At 69.6% G+C, this 12,793-nt stretch carries 11 protein-coding genes; 9 read left to right on the forward strand and 2 right to left on the reverse strand.

The window, feature by feature from the left end; all coding sequences use genetic code 11:
- Positions 1-657, reverse strand: a complete 657-nt coding sequence (gene yihA / locus KK141_RS02945) for a ribosome biogenesis GTP-binding protein YihA/YsxC (protein WP_214570880.1) — start codon at positions 655-657, stop codon at positions 1-3.
- A gap of 126 nt (positions 658-783) precedes the next feature.
- On the opposite strand from yihA, the gene KK141_RS02950 reads away from it, so the two are divergent.
- The 5 genes from KK141_RS02950 to KK141_RS02970 all read left to right on the forward strand — a co-directional run bounded on the left by KK141_RS02950 (position 784) and on the right by KK141_RS02970 (position 4,646).
- Positions 784-1,575, forward strand: a complete 792-nt coding sequence (locus tag KK141_RS02950; protein ID WP_214570881.1) for a c-type cytochrome — start codon at positions 784-786, stop codon at positions 1,573-1,575.
- A gap of 70 nt (positions 1,576-1,645) precedes the next feature.
- Entirely contained in the window at positions 1,646-2,551 is a 906-nt protein-coding gene (locus tag KK141_RS02955; RefSeq protein WP_214570882.1) for a thiol:disulfide interchange protein DsbA/DsbL, read from the forward strand.
- Positions 2,552-2,663: 112 nt separating this feature from the next.
- Complete coding sequence (locus KK141_RS02960; RefSeq protein ID WP_167253630.1) at positions 2,664-3,320, forward strand: thiol:disulfide interchange protein DsbA/DsbL; 657 nt, start codon at positions 2,664-2,666, stop codon at positions 3,318-3,320.
- Positions 3,321-3,417: 97 nt separating this feature from the next.
- Positions 3,418-4,224 carry an endonuclease/exonuclease/phosphatase family protein gene (locus KK141_RS02965; RefSeq protein WP_214570883.1) on the forward strand — a complete coding sequence of 269 codons (807 nt, stop codon included), beginning with the start codon at positions 3,418-3,420 and terminating at the stop codon, positions 4,222-4,224.
- Positions 4,221-4,646: a hypothetical protein gene (locus KK141_RS02970; RefSeq protein ID WP_214570884.1), complete on the forward strand. Its 426-nt coding sequence runs from the start codon at positions 4,221-4,223 to the stop codon at positions 4,644-4,646. Before KK141_RS02965 ends, KK141_RS02970 begins: the two co-directional genes overlap by 4 nt.
- Here KK141_RS02970 and KK141_RS02975 read toward each other — a convergent pair.
- On the reverse strand, positions 4,548-6,164 hold the full coding sequence (locus tag KK141_RS02975; RefSeq protein WP_214570885.1) for a glycoside hydrolase family 17: 1,617 nt from the start codon (positions 6,162-6,164) through the stop codon (positions 4,548-4,550). The two genes, KK141_RS02970 and KK141_RS02975, sit on opposite strands and share 99 nt — an antisense overlap.
- A gap of 223 nt (positions 6,165-6,387) precedes the next feature.
- On the opposite strand from KK141_RS02975, the gene KK141_RS02980 reads away from it, so the two are divergent.
- The 4 genes from KK141_RS02980 (at position 6,388) to KK141_RS02995 (ending at position 12,788) form a co-directional block, all read left to right on the forward strand.
- Positions 6,388-8,496: a transglycosylase SLT domain-containing protein gene (locus tag KK141_RS02980; protein ID WP_214570886.1), complete on the forward strand. Its 2,109-nt coding sequence runs from the start codon at positions 6,388-6,390 to the stop codon at positions 8,494-8,496.
- Between the two features lie 10 nt (positions 8,497-8,506).
- On the forward strand, positions 8,507-9,442 hold the full coding sequence (locus KK141_RS02985) for a complex I NDUFA9 subunit family protein (protein WP_214570887.1): 936 nt from the start codon (positions 8,507-8,509) through the stop codon (positions 9,440-9,442).
- A gap of 32 nt (positions 9,443-9,474) precedes the next feature.
- Positions 9,475-10,704: a multifunctional CCA addition/repair protein gene (locus KK141_RS02990; RefSeq protein ID WP_214570888.1), complete on the forward strand. Its 1,230-nt coding sequence runs from the start codon at positions 9,475-9,477 to the stop codon at positions 10,702-10,704.
- 80 nt (positions 10,705-10,784) lie between these two features.
- Positions 10,785-12,788 (forward strand): LTA synthase family protein, encoded by a 2,004-nt coding sequence (locus KK141_RS02995; RefSeq protein WP_250901497.1) that lies wholly within the window; start codon positions 10,785-10,787, stop codon positions 12,786-12,788.
- Positions 12,789-12,793 lie beyond the last annotated feature (5 nt).

The raw sequence follows: 12,793 nt of genomic DNA on the forward strand, positions 1-12,793 counted from the left end.
CTACGCGCTGAGCGGGTTGTTGCGCTCGCGGTGCAGCAGCTCCATCACCGCGGCCCGTCCCTCGTCCACGCCGGTGCCTTCCGAGGAAGAAAACACCTGCGCCGTGGCCGCCTGCAGCCCCTCGGCCTCGAACTGCTTGCGCATCGCCGCCAGCGCCTGCGCGGCCTGGTTGCGCGAAAGCTTGTCGGCCTTGGTCAGCAGCACGTGGCAGGGCAGCGCGGTGTCCTGGCAGAAGGCCAGCATCATCCGGTCGAATTCCTTCAGCGGATGGCGGATGTCCACGATCAGCACCACCCCGCGCAGGCTCTGGCGGCGGTGCAGATAGGCGTCGATCTCGCGCTTCCAGTGCTCGCGCAGCGGCTCAGGCACCTTGGCGTAGCCGTAGCCGGGCAGGTCGATCAGGCGCGCGTCCAGCGGCGCGGCGCCTTCGCCCTGCGCCAGCGGCGGCAGCGCGAACGCCACCATCTGCTGGGTGCGGCCCGGCGTCTTGGAGGTACGCGCCAGGCCGTGATGGCCGGTGAGCTTGTTGAGCGCGCTGGACTTGCCGGCGTTGGAGCGGCCGGCGAACGCGACCTCGGCGCCGTTGTCCATGGGAAGTTGGTCGATACGGTGAGCAGCCAGCACGAAGCGGGCGCCCTGGAGCGGATTGGGGGCCATGTACTTGATGATTCTGATGGTTTGACCGACCCCGGTGGGGCAGGGATAATTCCAAGGTTTCTGCCAGTTACGGGTGCGATTCCATGCGCGCCGTGCAGCCATAGCAGTTCTTCTGGAGACAAGTGTATGAGTTTTCGGCCCGCTGGTTCCCGGCCCGCTGTACTCGGTTGTGCCGTAGCCCTGGTCTTTGCGCTGTCCGCCAGCCTCGCGGCGGCACAGGACGCCAAGCCCGCCGCCGCCTCGTCGGCCAAGCCGGCGGCCGCGGCCTCCGCCGCCGCGCCTGCCGCCGCCGAGAAGCCCGCCGCCGCCGAAGCCGCCCATAGCGGCGTGAAGCTCGGCGACGCCACCGCCGGCCAGGGCAAGGCCGCCGCCTGCGGCGCCTGCCACGGCATGGACGGCAACTCCAGCGACGCGCAGTACCCCAAGCTGGCCGGCCAGAGCGAGCAGTACATCGTCCAGCAGCTGACCAACTTCAAGTCCGGCAAGCGCCAGAACCCGATCATGATGGGCATGGCCGCGCCTCTGTCCGAGCAGGACATGCACGACATCGGCGCCTACTTCGCCGGCAAGAGCGCCTTGCCGGGCGTGGCCGACCAGGCCCTGGTCCAGCGCGGCGAGCAGCTGTACCGCCAGGGCGACGCCGCCAAGGGCGTGCCGGCCTGCATGGCCTGCCACAGCATCGACGGCCGCGGCAATCCGGGCGCCATGTATCCGCAGCTCACCAGCCAGCATGCGCAGTACATCCAGGCCACGCTGAAGGCCATGCACGACGGCACCAGCTGGGGCGACGACGCGCACGCCAAGATCATGCCGAGCATCGCGCAGAAGCTCGACGAGAAGGACATCGCCGCGGTGGCCAGCTATGTCGAAGGCCTGCATGCCACGGAAAGCGCGGCGGCCAAGCCCGCCACGCCCTGATCGATCCGATCGACGACGCCGGCCACTGGCCGGCGTTCTTGTCTCCCCTCCCCGTTATCTGAGGTTTCCCATGCGCAAGCGCCTGCCGTTCCTGTTCGTTTCGATGCTGGCGATCGCCGCCTGCAGCCAGGGCAACGACAACGGCACCGCCGCCCAGCAGCCCGCCGCGCCGGCTTCCGCGGCCGCGCCCGCTGCGGCCGCCAGCGCCCCCGCGCAGCAGCCGGCACCGGCGGCCACCGCCGCCGCTCCGGCCGCCGCCAGCACCGCCAGCACCGCCGGCGACAGCGCCAAGACCGAGACGCCCGCCCCGGCCGCGGCGCCGGTGCCCGCGGGCGCGGCTCAGGCCTTCGTCGACGACGGCAAGTGGGTGGAAGGCAAGAACTACTTCCGCATCGAGCCGGCGCAGCCGAAGGTCAGCAACACCGACAAGATCGAAGTGACCGAGGTGTTCTCCTACGGCTGCCCCGCCTGCAACCAGTTCCGCCCGACCATGAAGAAGCTGGTCGAGCAGCTGCCGGCCGGCACCCAGGTGGCCTACCTGCCGGTGTCGTTCAATTCGGCCGAGAACTTCCCGATGTTCCAGCGCGCCTACTACGCCGCCGAGGCGCTGGGCGTGGCCGAGAAGTCGCACGAGGCGATCTTCAACGCCGTGTGGGACACCCGCGAGCTCACCTCCTACAACGCCGCCGGCACCGGCCTGCGTCCGAGCAGCGACCTGCCGACCATCGACGACGCCGCCAAGGTCTACGCCAAGTTCGGCGCCGACCCGAAGGAATTCGTCGCGGTGGCCAACTCCTTCAGCATCAACACCAAGATCAAGCGTGCCGACGAACTCGTGCGCACCTACGGCGTCGAATCCACGCCGACCATGGTGATCGACGGCAAGTACCGCTTCACCGCGCAGAGCGCCGGCGGCTACGACCAGTCGATCGACCTGGCCAAGTGGCTGGTGGCGAAGGAAGCGGCCGGAAAGTAAGCGCCGACCAGGTAAGACCCGTCACAGAAGCGCGCTACAAAGGTCGGGTACAAAAGCCGGCCATCACGATTCGTCACGGCGGCCACGGCCGCCGGTTTCGCGGAGAGACCCCATGTTCAAGCGTATTGCCCGTCTGCGCGTCGCCGCCCTGCTGGCCGGCCTGGTCCTGACCAGCGCCTGCACGGCGTCCAATTCCAATGCCGCCGCGCCGTATACGGAAGGCAAGGAATACGTCGCCCTGGCCGCCCCCGCCCAGCGCTACAGCGCCGACGGCAAGGTGGAAGTGGTCGAGGTGTTCTCCTACGGCTGCGTCCACTGCGCGCATTTCGCGCCGAAGGCCGAGGAACTGCGCAAGCAGCTGCCGCCGGGCGTGAAGTTCAAGCTGCTGCCGGCCGCCTTCAGCGACGCCTGGCTGCCCTACGCCCGCGCCTACTACGCGGCCGAGAAGCTGGGCGTGGCCGACAAGACCCACCTGGACCTGTTCGCCAAGAAGTTCGACCAGCACTACCCGATCTCCACCCTGGACGAGCTGGCCGACTACTACGCCACCCAGGGCGTGGACCGCGCCAAGTTCCTGGCCATCGCCACCTCGCCCGAGGTGACCCAGCAGATCAAGAAGGACCTGGAGCTGATCCAGAAGTGGGGCGTGGACGGCACGCCGACCATCGTGGTCGACGGCAAGTACCGCAGCAACGAAGTGAAGACGCTCGACCAGCTCTCGGCCCTGGCCCAGTGGCTGGCCCAGCGCGAGCTGTCCGGCGCCAAGTGATGCGCCTGCCGCGCGGAGCCGCCCGGCGGCTCCGCGTTCACGTCCGGGCGGTCATGCTTGCCGGGTTTTTCCGATCCACCGCCCCCATGTCGTCACGATGACTGCCGCCGCGCCCGCCCCTGCCGCCGCCGAACGCCGCCTCCGGCTGCTGAGCTGCAACATCCTGGCGGGCGCCAGCGTGCAGCGCTACAGCGAATACATCACGCGCAGCTTCAACGCCGTGCTGCCCGGCCGCAGCAAGCTGGACAACCTCGACCGCCTGGCCGAAGTACTGCCGCAGTTCGACGTGATCGGCCTGCAGGAAGCCGATGCCGGCAGCCTCCGCTCGGGCTTCCTCAACCAGACGCGCTACCTGGCCGAAACCTCCGGCATGCCGTTCTGGAGCCACCAGCCGAACCGCCCGATGGCGCGGCTGGCGCATACCGCCAACGGCCTGATCAGCCGGCTGGAACCGCACAGCGTGCTCGATTACCAGCTGCCCAGCCGCATCCCCGGCCGCGGCGCCCTGCTGGCGCGCTTCGGCGAGGGCCAGGATGCGCTGGCGGTGATGATCGCCCACCTCTCGCTGAGCGCCACGGCGCGCGCGAAACAGCTGGGCTTTATCGCCGAGGTGCTGCAGGAATTCCCGCACGCGGTGCTGATGGGCGACCTCAACACCGACGCCAACAGCACCGAGATGCGCCACCTGTTCGCCAAGTGCAGCCTGGTGCCGCCGGCGCAGGCCACGCCCACCTTCCCCAGCTGGCGGCCGCGCAAGGCGCTGGACCATATCCTCACCTCCGAGGCGCTGCGGCTGGAGAAGCTGTGGGCGCTGCCGCAGGCGTTTTCGGATCATTTGCCGGTTGCGGCGGAAATCCGCCTCCCCCAGCATGTCGCGCCGCGACCTCACAAACTCCGCCGATGAACTTCCTGCGCCTGTCCCTGCCCTGGCTGCTGCTGGCCCTGATCGCCGCGCTCGCGGCGTGGATCCGCTACGGCCTGATCGAACCAGCCGCCATCGGCCACCTGTGCGAAGCCGCTGCCACCGCGCCGGCCTGGTGCCAGGGGCGGCAGATGCTGGTGCTGGGCTTTCTCAGTTATGGCTACGGCTGGGCCGCGCTGGCCTTCGCCGCCCTGGCCCTGGTGTGGAAACACCCGGCCAGCGCCTGGCTGGCCGCGGCCGGCGGCGTGCTGGCGCTGCAGCTGTATTGCTTCGAAGCGGGCGCGTTCGCGCTGCTGGTAGGTTGCTTACGCCTGGTTCGATTCCAGGCCGGCCGCTTGCAGGCGGATGCGGCGCCAGCCGATCAGAACGGGAACCGCGATCGCCAGGTTCAGGCCCAGCCATAGCCAGGTCACCGGATTGAGGCCGATGTCCTGCGCCACCACCGCGGCCGCGAGCAGCGGCACCAGGATGGCGAGGCAGCGTTCTTCCACGCGCAGGCCGGCGGTCTGCGTCCAGCCGCTGAGCCAGCCGGCCAGGCCGTAGCCCACGCAGGGCAGCAGCGCCAGGCCGAGCGGGAAGTCGCGATAGCGGCCGTCGAACACCAGCAGCAGACCTTCCAGCGCAAGCAGGAACAGCCAGGCGAAACGCAGCCAGCTGCCGGGCAACACAGCCGACGCCACGCCGCCGATACGCGCGGCAAGCCAGCGCGCCAATACGATCGCGGTGACCAGCCCGCCGGCGCAACCAGCCCAGGACAGCGCCCATTCGAGCTGATCGCGACAGGCGTAAAGCATCTGCCGGTACTGCCACGCCAGCGCAGTGCCGGTGGCGAAACCCGCGAGCAGCAGCACGCCCCAGCCCGCCATGCCGCGCCATTCGCGACGCAACGCTCCAGCGACGACGAACAGCAGCGCACCCGCGCCGCCAGCCAGCCAACCCAGCCACCAGCGCGGCTCTTCAACCACCGGACCCTGCATGGCGAACTTCGGCCGCGCATGCACGTCGTAGATGCCCCAGTAGCCGCCGGTGGTGCCTTCCTGCGCGCGCTTCCACGGCTGGTCGAAGGCTTCGATCACGTTGTACGGCATGGCCACGCTGCCGGCGTAGTCGAGGAATTCGCGCAGATAGCGCGCCTCGTTCACCACGCTGGCGCGCGCCGCGCGGCGCGGCTTGCCGGCGCTGGGCCAGCCTGTTTCGCCGATCATCACCTCGCGGCCGGGGAAGGCCCGCTTCACCTGCTGGTAGACCTCGGCCACGTGGCGCACGGCGTGTTCCGGCGGCACGGGTTCGTCTTCCCAGTACGGCAGGATGTGGATGGTGAGGTAGTCCACCGACTTGGCCATCTCCGGATAGCGCAGCCAGAACTCCCACACATCCGCATAGGTGACCGGCACCGACGTGGGAATCGCCGCGCGCACCTGCCGCGCATACTCGGCCAGCGCCTTCGGCGACTGCTCGCCGCGCAGCAGCACCTCGTTGCCGACCACCACGCCGCGCAGCACGTCCGGATGCGCCTTCGCCTCGGCGATGCCCAGCTCCACCTGCCTGGCATTGGCGACCGGATCGCGGCCCAGCCAGATGCCCATGATCACCTTCATGCCGTAGCGCCCGGCAATCTCCGGCACCGCGCTCAGGCCCTGGCCCTGCGAGTAGGTGCGCACGCAGTCGAAGCGCTGCGACAGCGCGCGCAGATCCGCGTCGATGCGTTCGGGGCTGATGAAGGCCTTGAGGTCGTACGGTGTCTCGCCCGGTTCGCGGAACGGCGCGTAGGACACGCAGGCGATGCGCGCGGACGGTGCGTCCGGCAGCGCCACCGGCCGCCCCAGCAGCCACCACCACAACGCACCAGCGAAGGCGCAGAACGCCAGCACCAGCCAGAGCAGAAGACGCGCGCGGGACGAAAGCGACGGCGTGGACGACATGCGCTACCTGTGGAATCGCGCCGGCCGTGGCGCCTTGGAAGCGGGCAAGTCTAGCAGGGGCATGGCGCTGCCCGACGGTGTGAAGACGCGCTTTAACGTAGGACTCAGCCGAGTTTTGACATTCTGCCGGGCTGGTCCGAGGCCGCGACTAGGAATCGTCCGGCCTACACTGCGCAATCGATCGGCTGCTTCGTCTAGATAAGCCATCGCACAAGGAGTTTTCATGCCTGTTCACGCAGCGCCGCGGCGTCTCGCCCATTCCCTGCTCGCTCTTGCCGCCGGCCTGTTGCTGGCCGGCTTCGCGCACGCCGCCGAACCTACCGACGCGCAGCGCGCCGCCTTCAAGCAGGCTTATGCCACCGCGCAGCAAGGCGGCGATGCCTGGCGCGCGCAGGCGCAGAACCTCGCGGACTATCCGCTGTATCCGTACCTGGAAGCCGCCGCGCTCACGCACGACCTGCGCCAGCTCGACCGCGCGCCGGTGGATGCGTATCTCAAGCGCTATCCCGACCTGATCCCCGCCAGCGACCTGCGCCGCGACTATCTGCTGGAACTGGCGCGCCGCAAGGACTGGACCACCTTCCAGTCGCTGTACCAGCCGGGCCTGGGCGATGCGCTGAGCTGCGACGCGCTGCAGGCGCGGCTGGCGCAGACGCAGCCCGCATCGGCGCAGTCGGGCCAGGCCGCGCAGGGCGCCGCGCTGGATTTCCAGCGCGACCTCGCCACGCTGTGGAACAAGCCCAACCTGCCCAATGCCTGCGACCCGGTGATCGCCGCCGCGCGCGAGCAGGGCCTGCTCACCGCGCAGCGCCTGTGGGACCGCATCGACCGCGCCGCCGACGCCAACCAGGCCGGCACCGTGGCCGCGCTTGCGGCGTGGCTGCCGGGCGACGACGCACAGGCCGGCCAGCGCATCGCCATGGCGCTGCGCGATCCGGGCGGCGCTGCGGCGAAAGCCAGCACCTGGCCCGACACGCCGCGCAGCCGGCAGGCCGCGATGCTGGCGCTGGAACGGCTGGCGCGGCGGCAGTCCAGCGTCGCCGACAACTATTGGGAACAGCTGCGCGGCCATTTCAAGTTCACCCAGGAACAGCAGCGCCGCATTCTTTCCGCGCTCGCGCTGTTCCACGCCACCGACTTCAACGACGACGCCCTGCAGCGCCTCGCCTCGCTGCCGCCGCAGGCGCAGACCGACGCCACCCGCGAGTGGCGCGTGCGCGTGGCGCTGGAACAGCAGAACTGGCAGGCCGCGCTGAGCGCGATCGACGCGCTGACGCCGGAGCAGAAGCAGGACGGCGAATGGCGCTGGTTCCGCGCGCGCGCGCTCACCGCGCTGGGCCGCGACGGCGAAGCGCGCAAGCTGCTGGCGCCGCTGTCGGAAGAACCGACCTTCTTCGGCTTCATGGCCGCCGACAAACTCGACGTGCCGTATTCGATCTGCCCGCTGACCTTGCCGCCGGATCCGCCGCGCGAACAGGCCGTGCTCGCCAATGCCGGCCTGCAGCGCGCATTCGAGCTGTACGCGGTGGGCCTGCCGCGGCAGGCGCGGCGCGAATGGGGCAAGGCGCTGGACGGCGCCGACATGGCCACGCTGAAACTCGCCGTGGACCTGGCCTATCGCCGCGGCTGGTACGACCGTGCCGTGTTCACCTTCAACAAGGGCGAGGTGCTGCGCTACTACGAGCAGCGCTTCCCGCTGGCCAGCCAGGACGGGCTGGTGCCGCAGGCCGAACAAGCCGGCATCGATCCGACCTGGGCCTACGCGATCCTGCGCGCGGAAAGCGCCTGGGCCGCCGATGCGCGCTCCGGCGCGAATGCACGCGGGCTGATGCAGCTGCTGCCGGATACCGCGGCGATGGTCGCGCGGCGCAACGGGCTGAACTGGGCCGGCGCCGATTCGCTGTACGACCCGGTGACCAATATCGTGCTGGGCACGCGTTATCTCGCGCAGATGGCCGAACGCTTCAACGGCGCGCCATGGCTGGCCAGCGCCGCCTACAACGCCGGCCCCGCCCGCCTGGACCAGTGGCTGGCCGCGCGCGGCACGCTGCCGCCGGACCTGTTCGTGGCCAGTATGCCGTTCAAGGAAACCCGCGAATACGTGGCGCGCGTGATGTCCTTCGCGGTGATCTACGACTGGCGCCTCAACGGCAACGCCACGCCGCTGGCGTCGCGCCTGACCGCGATCGGCCAGGCCTATGCGCTGCCCGACCGCAACACGCCGCGCCGCCCGGTGAGCTGCCCGGCGCCCGCCGCGGCCATCGCGCCGGCGGAGGCGGCCACGGTGCCCGCGCCGCCGGCCGGCGATGCCACGAACAGTCCTTCGCAGTGAGGTTTCCGTCATGAGCGCCAAGCGTCTGGTCATTCTCGGCGGCACCGGTTTCGTCGGCAGCTATCTGGTGCCGCGGCTGGCCATGGACGGGCACCGCATCGTGCTGCTGTCGCGCAATCGCGAGCGGCGCCGCGCGCTGGCGGTGGTGCCGGGCGTGGAGATCCACAGCACCGACGTCTACGACGGCAATGCGCTGCGCCGGCAGTTCGAAGGCGCCGATGCGGTGATCCATATGATCGGCTCGCTGCATCCGGCCGGCGGGCGTTCGCTGCAGGAAATCCATGTGGAACTCACGCGCCGGGTCACCGGCGCCTGCCAGGCCGCCGGCGTCGGCAGGCTGCATCTGATGAGCGCCTTGAAAGCCGGCCAGGGCCTGTCGCGCTATCTGAAGACGCGCGGCGAAGCCGAGGCGGTGGTGCGCCAGTCCGGCCTGGACTGGACCATCTATCAGTCCAGCGTGATGTTCGGCGCCGGCGACGGCCTGGTCTCGCGTTTCGCCGCGCTGCTGCGCCTCATGCCGGTGCTGCCGCTGGCGCGCGCCGGCTCGCGGCTGGCGCCGACCTATGCGGGCGACGTGGCGGAAGCCTTCGCGCGCTGCATCGCGGACGACCGGCTCAGCATCGACCGCACGTTCGAGCTGTACGGCCCCGAAGTGCTGACCCTGGGCGAGATCGTGCACCGCATCCGCGACACACTGGGCCTGCGCACGCACATCCTGCCCCTACCCGATGCGCTGGGCCGCATCCAGGCGCGCCTGGCCGAACTGCTGCCGGGCAAGCCGTTCTCCTACGACAACTTCCTGACCCTGCGCACCGACTCGGTGGGCAAGCAGGACGGCTATGCCGCGCTGGGCATCCGCGCCGAGCCGCTGACGCCATGGCTGCCGACGCTGCTGCAGGGCTCGCCGCGCCAGCGGCGGCTGGACCGCTACCGCGCCATGCGCTGAGCCGCGGCGCCGCGCATGGCAGAATCGCGGCCATGCGTATCTATCTAGTCGGCGGCGCCGTCCGCGATCGCTTGCTGCAGCGTCCCGTCAGCGACCACGACCACGTGGTGGTCGGCGCCACGCCGGAGCAGCTGCTTGCGCTCGGCTACAAGCCGGTGGGCAAGGATTTCCCGGTATTCCTGCATCCGGACACCGGCGAGGAGTACGCGCTGGCGCGCACCGAGCGCAAGACCGGCCGCGGCTACCACGGCTTCGCCGTGCACGCGGACCCGGCGGTGACGCTGGAGCAGGACCTGGAGCGGCGCGACCTCACCATCAATGCCATCGCCATGGACGAGGCCGGCGGCCTGGTCGATCCGTTCGGCGGCGCGCGCGATATCGAGCAGCGCGTGCTGCGCCACGTCTCGCCCGCCTTCGTCGAAGACCCGGTGCGCCTGCTGCGCGTGGCGCGCTTCGCCGCGCGCTTCGCGCCGCTGGGCTTTACCGTGGCCGAGGAAACCATGGAGCTGATGCGCCGCATGGTGCGCGAAGGCGAAGTGGACCATCTGGTGCCCGAGCGCGTGTGGCAGGAAACGCGCCGCGCGCTGGGCGAGCCGCGCCCGTCGGCCTTTCTGCGCGTGCTGCGCGCCAGCGGTGCGCTGGCCGTGCTGTTTCCGGAAATCGATGCGCTGTACGGCGTGCCGCAGCGCGCCGAATACCATCCGGAGATCGACACCGGCATCCATATCGAGATGGTGCTGGACATGGCTGCGCGCATCGCGCCGGGCAACGAGCTGGTCGGCTTCTGCGCGCTCACGCACGACCTCGGCAAGGCGCTGACGCCGGCCGACGTGCTGCCGCGCCATATCGGCCACGAGGAGGCCGGCGTCGAACCGCTGCGCCAGCTGTGCGCGCGCCTGCGCGTGCCCACCGAATACGCCGCGCTGGCCGAGCAGGTCTGCCGCGAACACCTGAACGCGCATCGCGCCTTCGAGCTCAAGCCCTCCACCGTGCTGCGCGTGCTCGGCGCGCTGGACGCGCTGCGCCGCCCGGAACGGCTGGAGGTGTTCCTGGCCGCCTGCGAAGCCGACAAGCGCGGCCGCCTGGGCCTGGAGCACAGCGATTACCCGCAAGCCGCCTATCTGCGCGCCGCGCGCGCCGCCGCCGCGGCGATCGGCGCCGGTGCCTTCGTGGCGCAGGGGCTGCAGGGGCCGGCGGTGGGCGCGGCGATGGAAAAGGCCCGTATCGAGGCTATTGCGGCCCTGCGCGGAAGCTACGGCTAAGCCATTCCGTTGTATAACGCCCGGGATGCCTGTCTCCGTCCTGCGACGACGGGCACCCACACGATTTCTGGAGCCGCCCCTTGTCAGCCGCCGATTCCTCCGCTTCGCCCCTGCGCCAGCGTTTCCGCCCCCTGTGGTGGCTGGCCTTCGCCTACGTGGCGATCGGCGCGATCACGCGCGTGGCCCTGCTCGTGATGTCGGGCAAGGGCGTGCCGCACAGCCCGCTGTACTGGGCTTACGCCTTCGGCGTGGGCCTGCTGTACGACCTGATCACCTACATCTACATCGCCTGGCCGATGGTGCTGTTCCTGTGGCTGATGCCGCGGCGCGCCTACGTGTCGCGCACGGGCCAGTGGGCGCTGTATCTGCTGGCGGCGCTGATGCTGTACTGGCTGATGTTCGTGGGCGCGTCGGAGCTGGTGTTCTGGAACGAGTTCGGCACGCGCTTCAACTTCATCGCGGTGGATTACCTGGTCTACACCACCGAGGTGATCGGCAATATCCGTGAGTCGTACCCGCTGGGCCGCTGGCTGAGCCTGCTGGCGCTGGCCGTGCTGATCGCCCTGCTGGTGAGCCGCCGCGGGCTGCGCACGCGCGACGCCGGCACGCGCTTCTGGCAGCGCGCCAAGGTGGCGCTGGTGTGGCTGGTGCTGACCGTGGTGACCGTGGCCGCGTTCAAGGGCACCTTGAAGGACCGCACCGACAACAACTTCGTCAACGAACTCTCGGGCAACGGCATCTACGAGTTCTTCGCCGCGTTCCGCAGCAGCCACCTGGAATACTCGCGCTTCTACACCACCCTGCCGGACGAGCGCGCCTTCCGCGACGTGCGCACCATGCTGAAGACGCCCGAGGCCACGTATGTCAGCAACGACCCGCGCGACCTCACCCGCGAGATCCGCCACGAAGGGCCGGAGAAGCGCCTGAACGTGGTGCTGATCAGCATCGAGAGCTTCTCGGCCGACTTCATGCAGACCTTCGGCGACGACCGCGGCATCACGCCGAACCTCGACAAGCTGGTCGACCAGAGCCTGTTCTTCGACAACCTCTACGCCAACGGCACGCGCACCGTGCGCGGCCTGGAGGCGCTGTCGCTGGCCATTCCGCCGACGCCGGGCGATTCGCTGATCAAGGCGCACAACAACGAAGACCTGTTCTCGGTGGCCAACGTGTTCAATGCGCGCGGCTACCAGTCGGACTTCGTCTACGGCGGCTACGGCTACTTCGACAACATGAATTACTTCTTCAACCACAACGGGTACCGGGCGGTCGACCGCAACGACATCAACAAGGACGACCCGATCCATCACGAGAACGTGTGGGGCGTGGCGGACGAAGACCTGTACACCCTGGCGATGCGCCAGATGGACAGCATCCACGCCGAAGGCAAGCCGTTCTTCCTGCACATCATGACCACCTCGAACCACCGCCCCTTCACCGTGCCGGCCGGCCGCGTGAAGGAGAAGAACGGCACGCGCGAGGCGGCGGTGGCCTACACCGACTGGTCGATCGCCGACTTCCTCAAGCGCGCCGCCAGCAAGCCGTACTTCGACGACACCATCTTCGTGATCACCGCGGACCACTGCGCCTCCAGCGCGGGCCGCACCAGCGTGCCGATCAACCGCTATCACATCCCGCTGTGGATCTATGCGCCCAAGCACATCCCGCCGCAGCGCGTGCACCGGCTGATGGCGCAGATCGACATCATGCCCACGGTGCTGGGCATGCTGAATTTCAGCTACCGCAGCCGCTTCTTCGGCTACGACCTGTTCCAGCTGGAACCCGGCCGCGAGCGCGCCTTCCCCGCCACCTACGAGAAGCTGGGCTATCTGCGCGACGACGTGCTGACCGTGCTGGAGCCGCAGCGCAAGCTCGAACAGATGCGCCCGGACTACGACACCGGCGACGGCGTGCCGGTGCAGCCGGTGGACCGCACCAAGGTGGACGAGGCGACGGCGTACTACCAGGTGGCGGCGGAGCTGTACAAGGCACGCCAGCTCGGCAAGCGGCCCGACGACAACACGCCGGTGAAGCCCTTGCAGGCGGAACAGGGATCGGCGGGCGCGGCGCCCGTCCTGCATTGACGTAC

Origin of the sequence: Dyella sp. LX-66 (assembly GCF_018599165.1) — a bacterium.
Classification (GTDB): Bacteria; Pseudomonadota; Gammaproteobacteria; order Xanthomonadales; family Rhodanobacteraceae; genus Dyella_D; species Dyella_D marensis.